The sequence below is a fragment of the Olivibacter sitiensis DSM 17696 genome (genome assembly GCF_000427965.1).
Taxonomy (GTDB): Bacteria; Bacteroidota; Bacteroidia; order Sphingobacteriales; family Sphingobacteriaceae; genus Olivibacter; species Olivibacter sitiensis.
This window is the reverse complement of the sequence record NZ_ATZA01000002.1, coordinates 180,798-203,142: the sequence shown is the minus strand read 5'-3', so window position 1 is coordinate 203,142 and position 22,345 is coordinate 180,798. Positions and strand designations below refer to the sequence as shown.

At 45.7% G+C, this 22,345-nt stretch carries 17 protein-coding genes; 7 read left to right on the top strand and 10 right to left on the bottom strand.

Annotated elements, in window-relative coordinates; translation table 11 throughout:
* Positions 1-88 precede the first annotated feature (88 nt).
* The 3 genes from A37S_RS0102080 (at position 89) to A37S_RS0102070 (ending at position 3,356) form a co-directional block, all read left to right on the top strand.
* Positions 89-910: an alpha/beta fold hydrolase gene (locus A37S_RS0102080; protein ID WP_028295571.1), complete on the top strand. Its 822-nt coding sequence runs from the start codon at positions 89-91 to the stop codon at positions 908-910.
* Positions 911-953: 43 nt separating this feature from the next.
* Complete coding sequence (gap, locus tag A37S_RS0102075; RefSeq protein ID WP_028295570.1) at positions 954-1,961, top strand: type I glyceraldehyde-3-phosphate dehydrogenase; 1,008 nt, start codon at positions 954-956, stop codon at positions 1,959-1,961.
* A gap of 204 nt (positions 1,962-2,165) precedes the next feature.
* A complete protein-coding gene (locus A37S_RS0102070; protein WP_028295569.1) occupies positions 2,166-3,356 on the top strand; it encodes a phosphoglycerate kinase in 1,191 nt (396 codons plus the stop codon).
* Positions 3,357-3,447: 91 nt separating this feature from the next.
* Here A37S_RS0102070 and rodA read toward each other — a convergent pair whose 3' ends face one another.
* The 6 genes from rodA to purH all read right to left on the bottom strand — a co-directional run bounded on the left by rodA (position 3,448) and on the right by purH (position 11,008).
* The gene (rodA, locus tag A37S_RS0102065) at positions 3,448-4,713 is read right to left on the bottom strand and encodes a rod shape-determining protein RodA (protein ID WP_028295568.1); all 1,266 of its coding nucleotides are present in this window, start codon (positions 4,711-4,713) and stop codon (positions 3,448-3,450) included.
* Complete coding sequence (gene mrdA / locus A37S_RS0102060; RefSeq protein WP_028295567.1) at positions 4,706-6,658, bottom strand: penicillin-binding protein 2; 1,953 nt, start codon at positions 6,656-6,658, stop codon at positions 4,706-4,708. The genes rodA and mrdA overlap by 8 nt, the downstream gene beginning before the upstream one ends.
* A gap of 81 nt (positions 6,659-6,739) precedes the next feature.
* The gene (locus tag A37S_RS0102055; RefSeq protein WP_028295566.1) at positions 6,740-7,255 is read right to left on the bottom strand and encodes a hypothetical protein; all 516 of its coding nucleotides are present in this window, start codon (positions 7,253-7,255) and stop codon (positions 6,740-6,742) included.
* Positions 7,248-8,081 carry a rod shape-determining protein MreC gene (mreC, locus tag A37S_RS0102050; protein WP_028295565.1) on the bottom strand — a complete coding sequence of 278 codons (834 nt, stop codon included), beginning with the start codon at positions 8,079-8,081 and terminating at the stop codon, positions 7,248-7,250. The genes A37S_RS0102055 and mreC overlap by 8 nt, the downstream gene beginning before the upstream one ends.
* A 70-nt stretch (positions 8,082-8,151) precedes the next feature.
* Entirely contained in the window at positions 8,152-9,174 is a 1,023-nt protein-coding gene (locus A37S_RS0102045) for a rod shape-determining protein (protein ID WP_028295564.1), read from the bottom strand.
* Positions 9,175-9,481: 307 nt separating this feature from the next.
* Positions 9,482-11,008 (bottom strand): bifunctional phosphoribosylaminoimidazolecarboxamide formyltransferase/IMP cyclohydrolase, encoded by a 1,527-nt coding sequence (purH, locus tag A37S_RS0102035; protein ID WP_028295562.1) that lies wholly within the window; start codon positions 11,006-11,008, stop codon positions 9,482-9,484.
* Positions 11,009-11,242: 234 nt separating this feature from the next.
* Between purH and A37S_RS0102025 the strand changes: the two genes are divergently transcribed.
* Entirely contained in the window at positions 11,243-12,103 is an 861-nt protein-coding gene (locus A37S_RS0102025; protein WP_028295560.1) for a methylated-DNA--[protein]-cysteine S-methyltransferase, read from the top strand.
* Positions 12,104-12,202: 99 nt separating this feature from the next.
* Positions 12,203-14,995, top strand: coding sequence for a TonB-dependent receptor (locus A37S_RS23220; protein WP_051292641.1), 2,793 nt, complete (start codon positions 12,203-12,205; stop codon positions 14,993-14,995).
* Between the two features lie 23 nt (positions 14,996-15,018).
* Here the strand turns inward: A37S_RS23220 and A37S_RS23215 are convergent, their stop codons facing one another.
* Entirely contained in the window at positions 15,019-15,591 is a 573-nt protein-coding gene (locus A37S_RS23215; protein ID WP_084163714.1) for a peroxiredoxin family protein, read from the bottom strand.
* Positions 15,592-15,823: 232 nt separating this feature from the next.
* Here A37S_RS23215 and purN point away from each other — a divergent pair, with 232 nt between their 5' ends.
* Both purN and A37S_RS23210 read left to right on the top strand, forming a co-directional pair.
* Entirely contained in the window at positions 15,824-16,399 is a 576-nt protein-coding gene (gene purN / locus A37S_RS0102010) for a phosphoribosylglycinamide formyltransferase (protein WP_028295559.1), read from the top strand.
* Between the two features lie 217 nt (positions 16,400-16,616).
* On the top strand, positions 16,617-18,164 hold the full coding sequence (locus A37S_RS23210) for a M61 family metallopeptidase (RefSeq protein ID WP_051292639.1): 1,548 nt from the start codon (positions 16,617-16,619) through the stop codon (positions 18,162-18,164).
* Positions 18,165-18,179: 15 nt separating this feature from the next.
* Here the strand turns inward: A37S_RS23210 and A37S_RS0102000 are convergent, their stop codons facing one another.
* The 3 genes from A37S_RS0102000 to A37S_RS0101990 all read right to left on the bottom strand — a co-directional run bounded on the left by A37S_RS0102000 (position 18,180) and on the right by A37S_RS0101990 (position 22,010).
* Positions 18,180-19,571: an arginine decarboxylase gene (locus tag A37S_RS0102000; RefSeq protein WP_028295558.1), complete on the bottom strand. Its 1,392-nt coding sequence runs from the start codon at positions 19,569-19,571 to the stop codon at positions 18,180-18,182.
* Between the two features lie 90 nt (positions 19,572-19,661).
* Positions 19,662-20,576 (bottom strand): citrulline utilization hydrolase CtlX, encoded by a 915-nt coding sequence (gene ctlX, locus A37S_RS0101995; protein ID WP_028295557.1) that lies wholly within the window; start codon positions 20,574-20,576, stop codon positions 19,662-19,664.
* A gap of 12 nt (positions 20,577-20,588) precedes the next feature.
* Positions 20,589-22,010 (bottom strand): arginine deiminase family protein, encoded by a 1,422-nt coding sequence (locus A37S_RS0101990; protein WP_028295556.1) that lies wholly within the window; start codon positions 22,008-22,010, stop codon positions 20,589-20,591.
* Positions 22,011-22,345: the final 335 nt, after the last annotated feature.

Genomic DNA, 22,345 nt, shown 5'->3' with positions numbered 1-22,345 from the left:
AGTCAATGGGTTGTGGCTAAATGTAGTTTGAAATAAATTCAAAACTCATTTGCTTTTTTTTGTTATATATGTATATAATTAATCCATCATGGACCATAAAATTCAACGGAAGAAAATAAGGTTGTCGGACATCAGCATCTCTTATCTGTATAAGGGCAGTGCGAATCCGACTATGACGATCATTTTTATTCATGGCTTTCCATTCAACAAGAATATGTGGCAAGGGCAATTAGAGGCTTTGCCAGACCATGTCCTAGGAATTGCAATTGATGTGCGCGGCCATGGAATGAGTACCAGTGGTCATGGCTTTTTTAATATCGATTTGTTTGCCCAAGATCTCATTGCCTTTGTCGAGAAGCTTCAATTGCTACATCCAGTACTTTGTGGTATATCCATGGGAGGCTATATTGCTTTGCGGGCAAGAGAAATGTCTCCTCAGCTCTTCAGGGGTTTTGTACTGGTAGACACTCATCCCTTTGCCGATATGGATGCAGCAAAGGTAAAGCGATTTGAGTCCATACAATCTGTGTTGAAACATGGGCGCAGGGCTTTTGCTGTGGGCTTTGTGGCCAACGTATTCAGCCAGCAAAGTATGCTTCATAAGCCGGAAGCCGTCGAGCTGATTAAGAGTAGCATCAGGAGAAATGATATACGCTCTATCTGCGCTACGCAATTGGCCCTTGCTGCAAGGACCGATACTTCCAAGCAGCTTACAAGCCTTACGCAGCCCTGCTTGCTCATAAGAGGGAAGGAAGATAAGCTGACAAGCCATGAGCAAATGCAGGCGATGGACGATAGCATTGCAAATAGCAAGTTGGTGGAAATAGAGCACTGTGGGCATTTACCAAATCTAGAAGACGCTGTGGCATTTAACAGTCATTTATTGCAGTTTTTGGACCAATTTAAGTAGATATATGCCATCTTTGGAGGATAATTTTTGAAGATAGCAAATGTTGAAAGTAGCAATAAATGGATTCGGCAGAATAGGTCGGAATACCTTACGTAATCTTTTTCTTAGGGGCATGGGTGATTTGGTGGTGGCCGTCAATGATTTGACAGATGCCGATACACTGGCACATCTTTTTAAATACGATTCTGTACATGGACCGTTCGTTGGCGAGGTAACTGCTGAGGCTGGGCAATTAGTGGTCAATGGACATGCCATCAAGATCATCGAGGAAAAGAGTCCAGAAGATCTGCCATGGGGAGACTTGGGGATTGATTTGGTTATTGAGTCGACCGGTCGTTTTACGCATTTGGAGGACGCGCGCAAACACTTGATAGCTGGAGCCAAGCAGGTTGTTCTTTCTGCTCCTTCCCCAGATATGGATGTGCCCACCGTGGTGCTTGGCGTGAATGATGATCGGGTAGATTTAACCAGTCCAATCCTTTCCAACGCTTCTTGTACGACAAATAACGTGGCGCCGCTTATTAAGGTGCTGGACGAACATTGGGGCGTTAAAGACGGATATATCACTACGGTACACTCGATGACTGGCGATCAGAACTTGCACGATGCCCCACACAAGGATTTGCGGAGGGCTAGGGCCGCTTCTCGTTCCATTATACCGACGACTACGGGTGCAGCAAAAGCGGTGACCAGAATATTCCCGAAATTGGAAGGCAAATTGGGGGGAGCTGGTATCCGTGTACCTGTATTGAATGGGTCGCTGACCGACTTTACTTGTACATTGAGTGCGCCAGCAACGGTAGATGGTATAAACAAAGCGTTTTTACGAGCTTCTCAAGGAGAGCTGAAAGGCATTCTTCAATATACGGAAGACCCTATTGTCTCGATAGATATCAACAACAGCCCTTATTCCTGTGTATTTGATTCCCAACTCACCTCCATTGTGGGCGACTTGGTGAAGGTGGTAGGCTGGTATGACAATGAATATGGTTATTCTAATCGATTGGTGGACCTGATCGCAAAAATAGGAGCTCTTGAAGACAAGAGATAGAACCGATCATGCCATGGCGTGTCAGATACGTTGCTGGACTAATGGCGTAATTTAATGGAAGGATAATGGACTAAAAATTAGGTTATATATTCAAAAATATTAATTTTGCTTGAATGGCCTTTTGGCCTGGACGAGCCAAGGGGCGGACAAGCGGCTAATGTCTTTTAAATTTTTACTTTTAAATTTTTACTTTTTTATATAAAGATGAAAACCATAGACGATTTGAATTTTGCGGGCAAGAAAGCCCTGGTTCGAGTAGATTTTAACGTTCCGTTGGACGATCAATTTCATATTACGGATGATAATAGGATAAAGGGCGCTAAGCCTACCATAGAGAAAATTTTGAAAGATGGCGGATCCGTTATCTTAATGTCTCACCTGGGAAGACCGAAAGATGGTCCCACAGACAAATATTCTTTGAGGCATATCGTCGACCATCTGTCAAAGGAATTGGGTGTGAAGGTACAGTTTGCCGATGACTGTATAGGTGAGCAAGCGAAAGAAAAAGCTGCTGCTTTGAAACCCGGTGAAGTGCTGCTGCTAGAGAACCTTCGTTTTTACAAGGAAGAGGAAAAGGGAGATAAGGATTTTGCGGAAAAATTGTCCAAACTGGGCGATGTTTATGTAAATGATGCCTTTGGTACTGCCCATAGGGCACATGCCTCTACCGCCGTGATAGCACAATTCTTTCCTCATGCGAAATACTTCGGCTACTTGATGGCAGCCGAACTGGGTAACGCACAGAAGGTTTTGGAACACCCAGAAAGGCCGTTCACGGCCATTATGGGTGGAGCTAAGGTGTCCGACAAGCTAGATCTCATCGAAGCGCTGTTGGATAAGGTAGATAACCTTATAATAGGCGGTGGAATGGCCTATACCTTTGTGAAAGCACGTGGTGGCGAGATCGGGCAATCGCTGGTGGAGTTGGATAAGCTGGATTTGGCCAACAGCCTCGTCGCAAAAGCGGCTGATAAGGGTGTAAAGTTGATCTTGCCCGAAGACGCACAGATAGCAGACAAATTCGCTAATGACGCAAAGGTCTATGACGGACCAAACGACGAGATTCCAGCAGGCCTTATGGGCTTGGACATTGGTGCAGCATCGGCGGTCAAATTTGCCCAAGTCATCAAGGCCTCCAAAACCATCCTTTGGAACGGTCCAATGGGGGTGTTCGAGATGGATACCTTTGCTAAAGGAACCAAGGCGGTGGCCGATGCCGTTGTGGAAGCAACCAAAAATGGAGCTTTTTCATTGATAGGTGGTGGTGACTCTGCCGCTGCGGTAACTAAGTTTGGTTATACCGATAAGGTGAGCTATGTAAGCACAGGAGGCGGCGCACTACTGGAGTATATGGAAGGTAGGGAGCTGCCCGGTGTGAAAGCCATAAACGAATAGGGGATAAAATTAATTGTTTTTCCTTTTAGGCACGTGCCGCGGCCTCCATCTTTTTTATGGAGGCCGCGGCTTTTTTGTTAGTTCCGATTTTTTATACTAACCCTTTTCGGTTGGAATCGAAGCGCAATAAAATAAAAAGCAATACCGTAAAACTGAGTAGGGAGGAACCTCCATAGCTCAAAAAAGGTAGCGGAATCCCGATAACAGGAACTATGCCAATGGTCATGCCAATGTTGATGAAAAAATGAAAAAAGAAGATAGAAGCAACACAATAGCCGTATACCCTTGCAAAACTGGTGCGTTGCCGTTCAGCAATTTGTATCACTTTTAGCAAAAGTGCCAGGTATAGCGACACTACCACCATCGAGCCCACAAATCCCCACTCTTCACCTACGGTGCAAAAGATGAAATCGGTACTTTGTTCAGGTACAAAATTATACTTCGTCTGTGTGCCTTGCAAATAGCCCTTTCCAAAAAGTTGTCCCGAACCGATGGCTATTTTGGATTGCCTCAGATTATAACCCTTGCCACGTGGATCGTCTATTTTGCCCAATACTACATCTATGCGATGCCGTTGATGAGGCTGCAATATATGGTTGTAGGCAAAATCTACAAAAAGGACAAAAACTGCGGACGCAACAAACAAGATAATGGCGGAGCTGATGGCTTTGCGGTTTCTCCTGAAAAGAAAAGCTCCAAGAGCACATAGCACGAACAAGGTGCCTATAATATACCATTCTGAAAACAGTAAGCTCAATATGAATAGGATGATGCAGAGTAGGGCAAACAGCAAGAGTTGCCCGGAAATATAACCTTCCCTATAGAATACAAAAACCAGTGAAAAAAAAGTCATTGCCGACCCAGTGTCTGGCTGAAGCATAATAAGGCAAACAGGTGCCAATAGTATCAATGCACCAAAGAAAAGTGTTTTGAAGTTGGGTGTTTTGTTTGTGTAATCTCCTAGATAACGAGCCAAGAGCAAGCACGAGGACAACTTGGCAAATTCAGAGGGCTGCAGTTTGAAAGCTCCAATGGAAATCCAGGCCTGGTTTCCACCAACATTTTGCCCTACTAACAGCACTAGCACCAGAAGTAGTAGGGTTATACCATAAAACACGGGTGATATATAATTAAAGAACTTGCTGTCTATCATCATTATAAAGAATGCCGTAATCATGCTGGCAATGATGAAGATGAACTGCCTGCCGTAGTTGGTGTTCAGGCTCACAATACTGGGATGTTCTGGATCAAAGACGGCAGCATGAATGTTGAACCACCCAATGATGCATAGACAAAACCAGATCAAAATAGTTACCCAGTCAATATTGCCGCCAAATATATTTCGCTGATTAGTCATTCTTGTTCAATACCGCTTTTAGACTAGCCTGTTGGTTTGTTGTGTCTTTCTGCCTGTTGGTTTGTTTACTTTTGTTTTGTACGGCCGCCACAGTGCCCGAAGTACTTTTTTCTTCTTCAGGCACATAGAGGTTGTTGCCATTGAGCACCCTTTCCTGAATGGCTTTAGGCATGGTGATGGTGTCTTTAAGGTACTGTTCTATCATCATGCTGGCTATAGGACCTGCCCAAGATCCGCCAAAACCCATGTTTTCCACCAATACTGCAACGGCGATTTTTGGGTTTTCCCTCGGAGCGAAAGCAAAGAATACGGCATGGTCTTTTCCGTGTGGATTCTGGGCGGTACCCGTCTTTCCGCACATCTCTATTCCAGGGATGCGAACGCTGTAGCCGGTACCTCCCGGAACGTTCACTACCCGGCTCATGCCTTCTATGACAGGCTCAAAATACCTTTCTTCTACCCCTACATCTATTTTTTCCGTAAATTCTTTTTTGATCACATGGTCCTCGCCTATGGATTTGATGAGGTGAGGGCGATAGTAATATCCCCTGTTTGCCACTATCGCCATAATGTTGGCCATTTGCAGTACCGTGATCTCCACTTCACCCTGTCCTATGGAATTGGAGATATTAAAGCTAGAAGTCCAATTGGCATTCCCAAAGCGCTTGGTGTAAAAGTCGGCAGTCGGCAGTAATCCCTTTCGTTCGTTGGGCAGATCTATTTCCAGGTCGCGCGCAATACCGAACTTCATGACTGCTTCTCGCCATAAGGAATATGCTTTTTCGGGCTTCATCTTTCTCTTGTCCAACATCGTTGCATAGGTGTAGCCGAAATAAGTGTTGCATGAGTGTTGTATGGCTTGTATCAGGTTGATGGATCCATCCACGTGCATGCATCGCATGACATGTCCTCGGCCGTAGTGATATCCGCCGCCGCAATAGAAGATGGTCTTTTCGTTCAGCATGCCGGCTTGCTGGGCAACTAGGGCGCTTACTACCTTGAATACCGATCCAGGCGAGTATTGTGCTTGGATAGGACGGATAAACATCGGTTTGTTGGGGTCGTTCAACAATTTCATGTAGTTGTTGCCTTTTTCTCTTCCTACCAATAGATTCGGGTCATATGAGGGAGAGCTTACAAAAGCTAGGATTTCACCCGTAGATGGTTCTATGGCCACGGCAGCTCCACGTTTGTTTTTAAGGAACCTTTCGGCTAATTTCTGTACTTCCAGATCGAGCGACGACACCAAGCCTTCGCCAGCCCTGGCCAAGGTGTCGTACTTGCCATCCATATAGTGCCCTTTTGGCCTGTTGAGCGCATCTACCATCAGGTTTTGTACGCCACGTTGTCCCCGGAGCATCTCCTCATAGGCTCTTTCTACACCGCTCACTCCGATATAGTCTCCCGGTCTGTAAAATCCATTGGAACGTTCTATGTCCTTGTCGTTTACTTCGTTGATATAGCCTAGGAATTGGCCGGCAATGCTGTCGGGATAGCTGCGCACCGTGCGATTTTGTACATAGAAGCCTCTGAACTGAAACAGCTTTTCCTGCAGTCTGGCATAAGTCTGAGAGGAAAGCTGTTTCTCAAAAACAGACTCTCTATAAGGTGAAAAACTTTTAGCCTTGTTAAATCGCTTGCGAAACCCTTCCAGGTCGATGTCGATCAATCGACAGAGTTCCAGCGTGTCTATATTTCCTACTTCCCTAGGTACGACCATGAGGTCGTACACAGGTTCATTCTGTACCAATATTTTTCCGTTTCGGTCTAGGATAACTCCCCTAGCTGGATATACTACCATTTTGCGCAACACATTGTTGTTGGCAGAAAGCAGGTATGAGTCGTCTATAACCTGCAGGTAGAACAGACGAATAGCCAATAAGAGCGCTACGGCTATAAATATTCCTTGTATCACGTATCTTCTAGCAAAAAAGCCGTTGTTCATCCTTTGTTCAACAATAATAGAGGTTGAATTAAATCTGTTATGTGTTTCAAAGCTACTGATTATTCTAAGTAGATAAGAAAATTAGCGCTTCGTTTTTCTGTAAAATATCAATGAAAATAGTAGAATGACTACCTCTGTAAATATAGAACTCAAAAAAGCGCTTATTAGTGTGTAGTGCAGGTTGGAGAAAGTGAATGCTTCTACCATAAAGAGTGTGAGGTGGTGAGTCAGCACCAGAACTGAACTGTAAAAAAAGAACCACCTAAAGTTCATTTCGCCAATGCCGGGTGTGGCGAGTGTTTCATGTGCCTCATAATCTACCGTGAGCTTCATCACGATGATACGCACAAATGCCAGCGTACAACAAGCAGCAGCATGGACTCCAAAGGTGTCGTAGAACATGTCCACGACAATGCCAGTGGCTAAGGAGATGGTATAAAGAAGCCAATTCGGTATATTAAGCGGCAGTAATAATAAAAACAATATATAGGGGAATGCGGTAGCAACGTTATAATAGCCTACATTTTTGAAAAGAAATACCTGTACTGCTAAAAGCAGGAAAAACCGTATAATGTTAAGGATAAATATGCTACTCATTTTCGGTGTTCAATTTTTCCAACTCCTGTTTTTCATCGGACATCTTGTCTAGCACGACATAAACGTACTGCAAGGTGCTGAAATCCGTGTCCAATAGCACTTCAATGTCCAGAAAGCTATCTCCGCTCATATCAGATTTGATTACTTTCCCTATTGGGATATGAGAAGGAAACAAGGAATAGCCAGTGGTCACTACTTTCTCGCCTTCTTTCACCTTAACATGGTTTGGAATATCCCTCAAAGCAGCTTTGGTAGGGTCTACTATTTTTCCTCCCCATATCAGCGAGCCGAAAGCATTGACTGTATCGAGTGTGGCGCTGATGCGCGTGTCGGGGTGCAATACCGATTGTATAGTAGTGAAATGTGGCGACACATTCAATACGATACCTACCACGCCATCGGCAGAGATAACTCCCATGCCTTTCTGTATTCCATGAAGGCTGCCCCGGTCTATAGTGATGTAATTGCTTTTTTGATGCACGCTATTGTTGATTACCCGAGCTACGATATAGCTATAGCGTTGGTCATAAAGGCTGTCATTTACCTGGTGCTCGTCTACTATATTGGAATACAGGGATTGTCTCAACTGTTCTCTAAGCGCAGCGTTTTCATTGGCCAAACGATCATTGGCCTTCCCCAGATTGAAGTACTTGGTAAATTCGTTAACATGGGCGTAGATGCTTCCTACAATCAGGTTGGCTGAATTAAAAGCATAGGAACGCTGATAGATATTGTTCCTTATCACCAAAAATAACGAAAAGCCAAAGAAAAGCAGGAACAAGAAAAAAGCATTGTATTTACCAATGAAAATCCAAATATTCTTCATTCTGGTTCATTTTTACTTATTCTCCCCTTTTTCGTCAATAAGAATAAATATAATATTATAGTTAATTCTGCTACTGCATTAAAAATTTGTACCCATGAATGTTTTTCAGGGCAATGCCCGTTCCACGTACTACCGCACGCAATGGATCTTCGGCCACATGCACGGGCAGCTTGGTCTTGGCTTGGATACGTTTGTCCAGCCCACGAAGCAGTGCACCACCACCCGTCAGGTATATGCCTGTCTGGTAGATATCTGCCGAAAGTTCTGGTGGCGTGATCTCAAGCGCCTTCAAGATAGCTTCTTCTATTTTTGAGATGGATTTGTCTAAGCAGTGTGCAATCTCCGTATAGCTCACGGTAATCTGCTTGGGTACTCCGGTCATTAAATCTCTTCCCTGTACGGCAAAGTCTGCAGGAGGGTCCTGCAGTTCGGGCAGCGCTGCGCCTACTTCAATTTTGATTTTTTCAGCAGTTCGCTCACCGATCATGATGTTGTGCTGCCTACGGATATACTGCACAATGTCAGCATCAAAGTTGTCTCCGGCCACGCGTATAGATTGGTCGCACACAATACCCGAAAGTGCTATGACCGCAATTTCCGTGGTACCGCCACCGATATCAATGATCATGTTGCCCATGGGCTCTTCCACGTCGATGCCTATTCCCACAGCGGCAGCCATCGGTTCATGGATGAGATACACTTCCTTGGCACCGGCTATCTCGGCCGAGTCGCGTACCGCACGCTTTTCCACTTCGGTGATGCCCGAGGGGATGCAGATAACCATACGAAGCGAAGGGAAAAACCAGCCTTTTCCGTTGTTGACCATCTTAATCATGCCGCGTATCATGTGTTCGGCAGCATTGAAGTCGGCTATGACACCGTCTTTGAGTGGGCGAACAGTACGGATGTTGTCATGGGTCTTCCCTTCCATCTGCATGGCCTGACGGCCAATGGCGATAACTTTATTTGTAGAACGGTCAAAAGCAACGATACTCGGCTCGTCGACCACGACTTTGTCATTATGTATGATTAATGTATTTGCTGTTCCTAGATCTATGGCCACTTCTTGAGTAAACCAGTTGAATAAGCCCATTCAGAATGCTTTTAAGAGTTATAAATTTAATAGGCAAAATTAAAACAAAAAAATGATATTCTATCGGTGTCTTTGATGTGAATCAAATATAAAAATCATTTTTCTTGTCGGTTAGACTTCCGACTCTGAAGAGTTTAGGCACTTGGCCTTTCGCAAGGCACGTATTGGGGCTTAAGAAGCAGCTTTTGGTATTGAAAACAATAAAATGGGCTGTCTTCTCCAGTATAAGGATTGTAGACAGCCCCGATTTCATTAAAAGAAAGACACAAAAAGTCTTTTTGTGGAAATATTATGAAGGCAATCTTGCCTAGTGCTTAAAATGCCTTACGCCAGTAATGACCATGGCGAGTCCTTTTTTGTTGGCCATGTCAATAGAATCCTGGTCCTTTATAGATCCTCCTGGTTGCAAAACGGCTGTAATGCCAGCGTCTGCCGCTAGTTCCACGCAGTCTGGGAAAGGGAAGAATGCATCGGATGCCATAACAGCGCCATGCAGGTCAAAACCAAAAGACTTGGCCTTTTCCACAGCTTGTTTCAGGGCATCCACACGTGAGGTCTGCCCTACACCGCTTGCCAGAAGCTGATCGTTTTTGGCAAAGACTATGGTGTTCGATTTGGTGTGCTTTACCAGTTTATTGGCAAAAAACAAGTCCTTCAGCTCGGCCTCGCTAGGCTGCTTATCGGTGACCGCTTTCATTTGGTCCGCATTTTCTATGGTACTATCCTTGTCTTGTTCGATGAAGCCATTGAGCAAGGTCTTGAATTGCGTTTTGGGCAATTCCACTTCGTGCCTTTGCAACAGGATCCGATTTTTCTTGCCTTTCAACACGCGTAGGGCATCTTCGCTAAACGAGGGCGCTATGAGTACCTCAAAGAACAGTTTGTTTATTTCCTCCGCGGTGGCTTTGTCTACCTCGCCATTGCAGATGAGCACACCGCCAAATGCAGACACCGGATCGCAGGCCAAGGCATCTTTCCAGGCATCGAGCAAGGTAGGCCTGGTAGCTACGCCACAGGCATTAGTGTGCTTCAAGATAGCAAAGGTAGGTTCGTCAAATTCATCTATTAAAGCTACGGCGGCATCTACATCTACCAGGTTGTTGTAGGATAGCTCCTTTCCGTTCAGCTTGGTAAACATGGCATCCAGATCGCCATAAAATACGCCCTTTTGGTGGGGGTTTTCTCCGTAACGCAGCGGACTGGCTTTTGCCACACTGTATTTGAACACCGGCAAGGGGTCTTCTTGGTTGAAGTAATTGAATATAGCAGTATCGTAGTGAGACGATACATGAAAAGCTTTTTTGGCAAAGGCTTTCCTCTGCTCTAGAGTCGTATAGCCTTCATTTTCTTTGAGTATGTCTTCCAATGCCTGATAATCATCTTTTGAAGAGATGATGACCACATCCTTGAAGTTTTTGGCGGCAGCGCGAATGAGAGAAATACCACCGATGTCTATTTTCTCGATGATGTCGGCCTCACTAGCACCAGATGATACGGTTTCCTCAAAAGGATATAAATCTACAATGACTAAGTCGATCTCCGGAATGTCGTATTTTGCAATCGCTTCCTGATCTTCGGCTAGCTCGCGTCGGTTGAGGATGCCACCAAATACCTTTGGGTGAAGTGTTTTTACGCGTCCACCCAATATAGAAGGGTAGCTAGTTAGTTCTTCCACAGGGGTAACATCAATACCTAGTTCGCGAATAAATCTTTCGGTTCCACCAGTAGAGTAAAAATGAACGCCATATTGGTTTAGTGTCTGGATGAGGGAGTCCAGCTTGTCCTTGTAATAGACAGAAACCAGAGCGTTCTTAATTTTAACGGGTTGGCTCATTTTACTGTTTTTTGAATTTTGGCGCAAAGGTAGGGTTAATTAACGACATAATAAGGGATATTTTGGACTAAAGCAGAAAGACTAAAAATAAAAGAAGGAATACCAATAATGGCTAGGCGAGAAGCAAAAAAGATCGTGTTCATTGTTGCTGTTTGTAGCTTGTTAGATATTTCTTGATCAAAAAAAAGCAAAAAACGGATTTTATGCTTATCAAATAGCATCTACCTTTGTACTATGGAAAGCGTAAATCTCAGCATACAGCAGCAAATGGACTATAAGCGCATAGCCGATGCCATTGATTACATCAAACAGCACTACATGAAGCAGCCAAGTCTGGATGAAATAGCGGAGCACGTTCACCTTAGCCCATTTCATTTTCACCGCTTGTTTGCCGAATGGGCGGGAACTACGCCCAAAAAATTCCTTCAGTACATCAGCATTGGCCATGCCAAGAAGATGCTTCGGGAAGAGGGGGCCAACCTGTTTGATGCGGCGTACAGCACGGGACTTTCAGGTACCAGTAGGCTGCACGATTTGTTCGTGAACATTGAAGGGATGACGCCTGCCGAGTTTAAGAACGAGGGCAGGAACCTCTCTATTAACTACAGCTTTGCACATACCCCTTTTGGCCGTGTCCTAGTGGCTTCCACGAAAAAAGGCATATGCCAATTGGCTTTTGCCCAAGACGAATTGTCGGCATATACCGAATTGCAGCGGCAATTCCCCCTTGCTTCATTTACCGAAAAACAAGACTTGTTCCAGCAGGAGGCATTAGCCATTTTCTCCAAAGATTGGCAAGACCTTCGTCAGGTAAAATTGCACTTGAAAGCGACTGATTTTCAATTGCGGGTATGGGAAGCGCTTTTGAAAGTGCCTATGGGACAGCTCACCACTTATGGCCATATTGCCCAAGTTATTCAAAGACCTACGGCTTCTAGGGCTGTGGGGACTGCTATTGGAAGCAATCCAGTGGCCTTTCTCATCCCTTGTCATCGCGTGATACAGCATAGCGGCCTGCTGAGCGGTTATAGGTGGGGCACCACACGCAAGACCGCGCTCATTGCTTGGGAAGCGGCGAAGGCGGCAGGTAGCTAATGGCAGGCTTTGCAATGCGTTTTAAGGTGTAACATTTGCGTGGCAATTAAACTTTGTCACATAAAGGCATTCCATAGTTATTGTCTGTTAAACTTAACTATGCATTTGGTAAAATATACGTCTATTCTTGTGTTTGTTTTATTCGCTTGGGCTACAGAATGTGTATATGCACAGCATACCGTGCAAGGCATAGTGGCAGACAGCACAGGACTCAAACTACAGGGAGCTACCGTTCGTTTACAGCATAAGACAGATTCTGGCAGCATACGGCAGGTTCAGAGTGTGATGGGAGGCGCTTTCACGTTTACATCTGTTCCCGAAGGGGCATATATCTTTTCGGTACGTTCCTTGGGCTACCGCACCTATATAGGCGAAATTTCCGTTTCGGCCAATATCAAGCCCATTATGGTGAAACTGGAAATCTTTACCGACTCCTTGCCCGGCGTAGATATCGATGTGACACCCGATGTACTCATCAAGGGGGATACCACGGAGTTTAATGCCGCTGCCTTTCCTACGGAACCCTATGCCGATGCCGATGCCTTGGTGGTACAATTGCCCGGCATAGAGATGGATGCCAGCGGTGCCATTACAGCGAGGGGCCAAAGCCTCAACCGCATCATCGTGGATGGTAAGGAGTTTTTCAGCACAGATCCCAAGGTGGCCTTGAAGACCTTGCCAGCAGATGTTATTAGCAAGGTGCAACTGATAGAAGAGAAAAGCGAGCAATCTCAATTGACGGGCTTTGACGACGGAGATAGGCGCATGGTACTCAATATCGTGACCAAGCCTGATAGGAGGCATGGCTATTTTGGCAAAATAGCGGGGGGTGGAGGAAGTGAAGAACGCTATAATACCGGCGCTGCTATTAATGTATTTGATGGCAACAAGCGATTCAGCCTTAATGCTTCTTCTAATAATGTAAATCAAGAGGAGTTTGGTATGGATGCCAGCGGCCCGCGTGGTGGAAGGAGCGGCGGCTCTAGGGGCAGCGACAACGGTATTGCCACCCAGCATACGGTGTCCCTTAATTACAACAATACTTTTTTTGGGTCTATGGACTTGAACGCGAATTACGATTACAAGAATAGGGACAACGAGGTGGTCACCAATTCCATACGGGAGACTTTGCTGGGGGACAACGCCAATCAATTTCGACTGGCCAATGCGGAAAATAATGTAGGCTCTCACGCACACGCGCTGTCTTTCAGGGCTCAACGCAGAGACTCGATACACCGATTCACCTTTCAACCGCAATTGTCCTATACCAAAAATGGTTCTGTCAACACCTCTACGAACGAGACTTGGCAAGAAATGCAGGAAAGGCTCAATGCTTCGGCAAGAACTAATGAGAACCATTCGAATAATTTTGCATTGCGTGGTAGCCTGGACTATGGTGTGCGGCTCAATAGGGGCGGTCGCTCCCTCAGTTTTCACCTAGATGGCAACCTGAGCAATAATGATAGCCGTTCTTCAGTATATTCGCTCAATGAATTTTTCAGTACCGCGCGCATGGATACGGTAAACAATCGAGGCAATACCCTTGGCAATGGCAATACCTATAATGCGCGGGCAAGCTATACCGAGCCATTGAGCAAAAGCATGCGGCTTATGGCCAACTACGGTCTCCGGTCCAACCGCAACTATTCTGATAGGGAAACCTGGCGATATTTGGCCGAAACGGGGCAGTACGATATTTTGGATAGCTTGCTTTCCAATGAATTTCGTAATGAATATACCTTTCACAGTGCCGGCGCCAGCTATCAGTATACCAAGGGTAAGGCTCTGTTTGATCTAGGTGTCGACTATCAGCGAGCTCAAATGCAAAACCACAGGTTTTTTCCGGTAGATAGACTCACCCGGCGCGACTTTGAGAATTATTTGCCCAAGGCCAATTTTACTTATCGCTTTTCTCCCGAGAAGACCCTGAAATTCAACTATAATAGTCGTACCAATCCACCCAGTATCAATCAGCTGCAAGATGTAATAAACAACCAAAATCCACTGAATATCTCGACAGGTAATTCTAATCTCAAACAGGAGACGCAGCAATCTTTCTCTTTGAATTACAACATGGCCAGTCGCCAGTCCAGTGTTAGCCTTTCGGCAGGCATCAATGCCGATTTTTCTGCCAATAAAGTGGTCAATTCTACTTGGATAGCCAGTCGGGACACGCTCATTGCCGATGGCGTATTGTTAGGACAAGGCGGGCAGTTTACCCGTCCGGAGAACGTCAACGGTTATTATGCGCTGCGCGGCAATTTCAGCTATGGTGCCCCCATCAAAAAGTTGAAATTGAACATGCGCCTCAATACCAATCTGAGCCAAACGCACGACGTGGGTTACCTCAACCAGCAGGAGGTGTACAGCAATCGCTGGGTACTGGGGCAGGGCGTTAGCTTCAATAGCAGGATAAGCCAGGATATACAATATAGTGCCAGCTACAACATCAATTACATCGTAGCCGAGAACATGAGCAGCACGCAGCAGACCTCTAAGAACAGCAATCAACGCATAGGTGGAGATGTGACCTACAATCTTAAGGGATTTCGAGTGGTTTCCAGTTTCAACTACAACATCAATAGGGGCTTGGGGGCCAATTATGACCGTGACTTCGTATTGTGGAATGCTGCCTTGGGCAAGAAGCTCTTCAAGCAGCAAAATGCCGAGATTACCTTGACAGCCTTTGACCTACTGAAGAGTAATTACAGCGTGCGCAATTCCATTAGTGAGCGATATATAGAGAATTCGGAAAGTAATACCTTGACACAATATTTTCTCTTGAGCTTTACCTATAATCTACGGCAATTTGGTGGCAGCGCTACGGGTGGCGATAGGGGAATGGGGCCAAGCCGCATGGATAGGGGAAGGGGCCAGATGGGGCGCCCATAGTAGGTGCACAATGCATTGCGCACCTACAAATTAATGGCTGTTATGATTTCATCAATTTTTTTCTCGCCATCCCAGTGGGCGCGTAGCTTACGGTCGCTGCCGTATACGTATACCGCAGGGTATTGCTTCGGATTGAACTTGGGCAGAAATTCCATGTTCCTGTCATAAAGCAGGGTCACATTGTCCTTTCCTTTCAGTTCGCCGCCATAGGTGTTTATAAAACCTTCCATCAGGCTTGGATCTTGCATGGCAATGAAATAGAAATTGGCCGTCTTCACTTTTTGATAGTTCTTGCCTATATCGCGCGTTTCATCTTGGCAATGGCTACAGCCAGGGTCAAAGAAAATCAACACGATATTGCCTTTTTTGGCCAGGTCATCTTGCGTGAACTTGATACCGCTATTGGCTTTGAAAAACGTGAAGGCGGGAATTACCTCGGGTACATCGGAGATGGAGACGGAAGGGGCTGAGCCGGTGTTCGTTTCCTGCTGTGCACTATCTGATGTGGTACTGTCGTTGGTTTGCCCGTTGCCAGCACAAGAGGCTATAGCGAAGGCGAGTCCTATTAAGTTGAACAATAACATATATCTTTTCATTCGTTTTTTGCTGTATTAAAAAATATTGTCCCTTTAGTTCCGTTGACGGATCAAACTTAGATAAACTAGGCTATATATGCAACCTGATAGTGCCATATCATTGTATTTAAAATCAAAATAGATGAAATTCTCTGCCAGTGGGAACTTTTTTTTATAGAGGAAATTTACCTAAGTTTGGGCTGCCATTGCAATGCAAGATATTGCCGTCGCCATGGAACAACACGAGAATATGATGAAAAAGAGGATAGCCATTTTTGCGTCGGGGTCTGGATCAAACGCACAGAAAATCATGGAGCATTTCAAACGGAGTGATCTGGCAGAGGTGGTGTTGGTACTGACCAATAACCCAGATGCCTATGTGCTACAACGTGCGGACAATTTTGAGATACCTACCCATGTGTTTGATAAGAAGGAGTTTTACAAGAGCGATAGTGTGTTGCAATTGCTGAAAAAGCTGGAAGTTGACCTACTTGTGTTGGCCGGCTTCCTTTGGTTGGTACCTGAATACCTGCTGCAGGCATATCCTAATCAAATCATCAATATTCACCCCGCTCTGCTGCCAGCCTATGGTGGCAAGGGCATGTATGGCGATCGTGTTCACCAGGCCATCTTGGACAATAAGGAGGAGGAATCGGGTATCACTATCCACTTTGTCAACGAGCGTTTTGACGAGGGCGAACATATCTACCAGGCCAAGTTCAAGATAGAACCGACAGATACGTTGGAAACCATCAAGTTTAAGGGACAGCAGCTGGAACACCAACACTTTCCACGTGTCATTGAAACCATATTGAAGAAGATACAGTAGTGTATAATATGCCTCAATAGCGTATATTTAAGAACACACGGCCCACGGACTCCTTATCAGAATTGCTACGCCTAAAAAAAACCGGGATGATTGCGGAAGAGCTTGTCGACTTTTGAAATATTCCTTGATAATAGTTGTTTTTTGTAACATTACGCCAGCTCTTCGGTCTAACTGTAGGTGGAACGGCCCATTTATTTTATTAAGCAATATTTTACGCATGAATAAGAACATAGTATTATTTTTCATTTTATCTATCGGTAGTTTCAGTGCCCTGCTAGCACAGGGGTACAGCTATTCCGTCAACCTCAACGATATCCAAAACGACCAGCTATCGGTTACCCTGATTACGCCGGAACAGGAAAACAAAAACGTCGTGTTTTCCCTGCCCAAGATTATTCCGGGTACTTACGCCATAAGTGACTACGGGGCTTTTATCAGCGATGTGACAGCCTATGACAAAAAAGGTAAGCAACTGCCAGTGAACCAACTCAACGTGAATCAGTGGGAAATATCCAAAGCCAAGAAATTGCATAAGATTGTCTATCAGGTGGAGGATATCTTCGATACCGAGAAGGAGCATGAAATATACCCGATGGCGGCTACCAATATCGAGAAGAACAATATTGTCATCCACTCACCGGGCATTTTTGGATACTTGGACCATTTGAGCCAAGTACCCTTCGAGATCACTTTTGATAAGCCATCCAATTTCTATGCTTCATCGAGCCGTTTGCCCGTTTCCAGTACGGCAAGCCAAGATGTCTTTGAGATGGACAATCTGGATGATCTGTACGATACGCCCATTATGTACGGCATAGCCGATACGGCCTCCGTGAAGGTAGGGAATTGCGACGTACTGGTATCGGTCTATTCACCCAATCAACTGATCAACGCCAAGGAAATTGTCGGATGGTTGACCGATCTGTTGCAGGGAGCCAGGAGCTATTTAGGAGGGAAACTGCCGGCAGATCGGTATGCATTTCTTTATTATTTCAACGATCCCAAGGTGAAGCAGTCGTTTCAGCCCGGCATGGCGGGTGCATTGGAGCACACTACTTCTTCCTTCTACTACCTGCCCGAACTACCAGCTCAACAGCTAAAGCCATTTGTCGTGGATGTTGCCTCCCACGAGTTTTTCCATATCATCACCCCACTGACCATTGCGTCCAAGGAGGTGAAGGAGTTTAACTATAATGAGCCCGTGCTATCCAAGCATCTCTGGCTATACGAAGGGTCTACGGAATATACCGCACATCATGTACAGGTAAAGAGCGGTATCAATACCAAAGAGGAATTTTTGGCCAAGCTATCCCAAAAAATTGCCGATTCCAAAGCAAGCTACAACGATACGCTATCCTTTACGCAGCTTAGCAAATATGCTGCCTCCACTTATGCCGAGCAATATGGAAATGTGTACCAAAAAGGCGCTTTGATAGCGGCCTGTTTGGATATCTATTTACTGCATTTATCTGATGGTGGCTATGGCTTCAAAAATTTGACGCACGATCTGGGTATCCGTTTTGGCAAGGAACGCTATTTCAACGACGACGAGCTGTTCGATGAAATCGAAAAGCTGAGCTATCCTGAAATCAAGGAATTTTTGTTGAAGTATGTAGATGGCACCGCGCCTATTCCCTATGACTATTTCTTCGGTTTGGCAGGGGTGAAGTACCAAGATACAGATAGATCGCTGCATTTTGACGATACTGCCAGTGCAAAGGCCTTGAAAATCCAACAAGCTTGGCTTGGGACCGAGTGTAAATAGGGATATAGTATTCCCCTAGATATAACCCAGTATTTTCAGCACCTGCTTGCTGTTCTGCTCTTCGCCAAACACTTCGAAGTTGAATGTCTCGTCGCGATTTCTCCTGATGATGACATGCTTGGGAGAGGGGAGCAGGCAGTGGTGTATGCCGCCGTAGCCGCTCAGCACTTCTTGGTAGGCTCCCGTGTGGAAAAATCCTAGGTACTGTACTTTTCGCGTTTTGGGCATGAACACGTTGTTCATATGGGCCTCTTGGTTGTAATAGTCCTGTCCGTCGCAGGTGATGCCGCCAAGGTTCACGCGTTCGTACTCCGAATCCCAGTTGTTGATGGGAAGCAGGATGTACTTTTGGTTTAGCGCCCATACATCGGGCAGATTGGTAATAAAAGAACCGTCCAGCATGAGCCATTTCTCCCGATCGTTCTGCTGCTTGCGGCCCAGTACCTTGTACAGTATCCCAGAAGCTTCCGCTACGGTGTATTTGCCAAATTCGGTGATGATATCGGGTTCCATCACATCGTGTTGGGCACAGATCTGCTTAATGCGGTTGACGATCTCATTGACCATGTACTCATAGTCGAAGTCGTGTACCAGGGAATCTTTGAAAGGCATACCGCCACCGATATCCAAGGTGTCCAGATCGGGGTTTATCTTTTTGAACTTGCAGTAGAGCGTCACGTACTTTTCCAGCTCGTTCCAGTAATAAGGCGTATCCGATATGCCCGAATTGATGAAAAAGTGCAATAATTTTACCCTAAAATTGGGGTTTGGAACGATCTTGTTGTTGTAAAAATCAATGATGTCCTCCATGCGCACGCCCAGCCTGGAAGTATAGAACTGCGAGTCGGGCTGTTCCTCTGCCGCTATGCGTATGCCGAGATTGCAGGGCGTATCCAGTTCCACCTCGTCGTCGTATAGGTTGAACTCTTCCTTATTATCCAGTACGGGTATGATATTTTGAAAGCCGTCGTGCAGCATATCTATGATGTACTGCTTGTACTGAAAGGTCTTGAAACCGTTGCATATTACCGTGATGTCCTTACGGATGGTACCCTTTTTCTCCAGGGCGTCGATCATGGGCATGTCAAAGGCAGATGAAGTTTCCAGGTGAATGTCGTTTTTAAGTGCCTCTTCTACGATGTGCTTAAAATGCGAGCTCTTGGTACAATAGCAATACTTATAGGTGCCCCGATAGTTGTTCTTCAGGATGGCCGTTTGAAAAAGGATTTTTGCCTGCTGTATCTTTTTGCTCACAAGGGGCAAATAGGTGAAACGCAAGGGCGTGCCATACGTCTCTATCATTTCCATTAGATTGAGGTCGTGGAAATATAGCTCATCGTCAATGATTTCAAATCCGTCCTGAGGGAAGCCTACACTGAGGTCAAGAAATTCCTGGTAGCTCTGCATGTTCTATATATAACAAAATTTGTGCAAAAATGTGATTTTATTTAATGATAAGCAATAAGCTTTTAAGGCGTAGCCTTCTACCTTCTCGCCTTAAGCCTTTTTATCCAGAAATACCTCCGCCATCATACATCGAGCGCTGCCTCCGCCATGTTTTTCAATGGTGTACAAAGGCGATTGTACGATATGGACCAATCCCTTAATGGCGCGCAGCTGCCCGTCGTTGAGCGATAGGTAAGCCTGCTCGGACATGACGAGCAGCTGTTCGCCGTTCTTGTCGTGCACGTTGAGCATATTACCGGCAAATTGGTTTACCTGCTCAAAGCTGAGCGCAATGATTTTCTTTCCTGTCTTTTGCAGCGATACTACCACCCTTTCTTCCTCTTCCTCATCGGTGATGCTCTCTATGCAAATGAAGGCAAGGTCTTCACCTACGCTCATCATCACATTGGTGTGGTATATGGGCTTGCCAGCTCGGTCAAAGGCATGAAAAGTAATGGGCGTGTAGCCAAACTGCTGGCAGAACAGTTTCAGTGCCTCTTCGTTGGTGCGTTCCGAGAGGCAGGCATAGGCTATTTTGTTTTCCCTGTCCAGCACCATGCTTCCCGTGCCTTCCAGAAATATATCGTCCCTTTCGAGGTAGCTGAGATCGAATACCTGTTCCAGCTGGAAATCATGACGCAGCGTGCCCAGGATATCCGTTCTCCTTTCCAACCTGCGGTTGGGGGCGTACATGGGATATAGTGCGGCTACGCCCCCCTCGTGAAAGGACAGCCAATTGTTCGGGAAGAGCGAATCCGGCGTATCTTCATCCAGTGTGTCTTCGAAGATGAGTACTTCTACACCTTCTTCCTTCAACAGTGCCACCAAGTTGTCAAACTCTTCCAAGGCCTTGTCCTGTATGTTTTGCTCATCGCTATATTGCTGAAAGGCGTTGTCGCCCGCCGTTTCTTCATTGTACCTAAAAGCCTTTGGCCTTATCATCAGTATCGTGTTGGTCGTTTGCATGGATAGATTTGCTTATAGGTGTTCACGTAATATGGGCAGGCTCATGCAGTGGAAACCACCGCGGGCACGCGAAAGCTCGGCCGAGGGCATCAAGATGAGGGTGTTTTCTATATCTTGGGCCGTTCTCTGTCCGTTTTCAAGTTGAGTGATGAGTTCTTTCACGCCGATAACGTCAAATCCAGCCTGCTTGAAAGCGCTTACGGTCTTATCGTTGCGGTCATATCCCAGTACCACACCCTCCTTGAGAGCAAGTAGGTTGCAGCTGTCCGTCCATTGTTCACGGGCATCATAGGGAAATATGTTGTTGCCACTGTAAATGAATTTGGTAGGCTCCTTGCTTTGCAGTTCTTGCTGGCTTATCTCGTCCAACAGGTCTTCTAGGCAATCATAGGTCCTTGGGTTTTCCACGGCGTCACGGCGAAACTGGATGATGGCCGTGTCGGGCTCGGTCTTCTCCATGAAATGGAAATGATGGATAGGCTCCTTCCCGTTCGGCTCGGCCTTTTTGGAAACGGAGGCCAGTAATGCCCATACGTTTTTCTTAACTTGGGTGAAGAGGGTATCTATGTGCATGAAATCCCGTTTATTGGGTATTTTCACCAGCGTGACCTTTTCTACTACTCCATGTTGGAAGAGCAGCTTGATGGCCTCATTGGCGCCCTGGGCCGACGTACGCTCGCTGCAACCTATCAGCACATGACTGGGACTGATGGTCATCACGTCGCCCCCTTCCAGTGTGGCCCTGTTGTCGTAGTCTTCCTCGGGGCGCAGGAAATACTGCACGGAATCGGGTATTTCCAGTATTTTTCCCGCATAGCTTGCAAAGAAAGGATGGTTGAACAGCACGTACCGCATGATGAGGTTCTCTCGGCTGCGCGCCTTCTTGGCTGGCTTGTTTAGCAAAATATGGTCGTTTATTACTACGGCCAGGTCCCTCGTGAAGATGAGGTTGGGTATGGGAGCAAAGATCATGTGTTCATCGTCCAATGCTCCCGATAGGATGATCTTGGCCAACTTCTTGGGTGCAGTGTCTATCAATGCCAACTGCAGTTGGTAGGTGCAGCCTTCGATAGCACAGACCGAAGCCACCAATTTTTTGCGGATACTTTCGTTTTCCAATATATCGGCCAGCAGGCGTTGCACCTCGATGACTTTATCGGAACGGTAGAAACCTGCACTGTCTGGCTTGAAAAAGGCTCGTCCATGTGTCGTATCTTCTAGGGTACCCAGCTTTCCCTTGATGACGGTAGGGTCTAGAAAATAGAGTAAGAGCTTGAGGTAATAGTCGTACTCCATTCTTACGGTCTTAAGGTGTACGATATCTTCAAATAACCAATCCTGGGCCTTGGAAGGTACGACTTTGCCTAGGCCACTGTCTGGGCTATGTACGATGATTTTTTTGAGCGTGCCTATTTCCGAACTTACCTGAATCATAAAAAATAAAACTACATGTTTATTACCTTACTGCAAATGCTCTTCTTGTCGTGCATGCCTTGCAAACTTAGGGAAAATTACGCTGAATTATAGTCTTGTGTTGTCGGTCGGATTCATATGGAATAGCATTTGGTAAAAAACGAGTGGATGTCAGGATAGATGGATGTCGGGTTACAGGGTAATTGGACTATGGAAGGTAGGTCTTCTAATAGCTCGAGCCATCTCTTGGACAAACAGATACCTAAGTTATATCAAATTAGCTATTAACAGAGCTTAAACAAAGTATTAACAGTGGGTTAACAGAGGGTTAACATAGGTATAATCTATGTTAACCC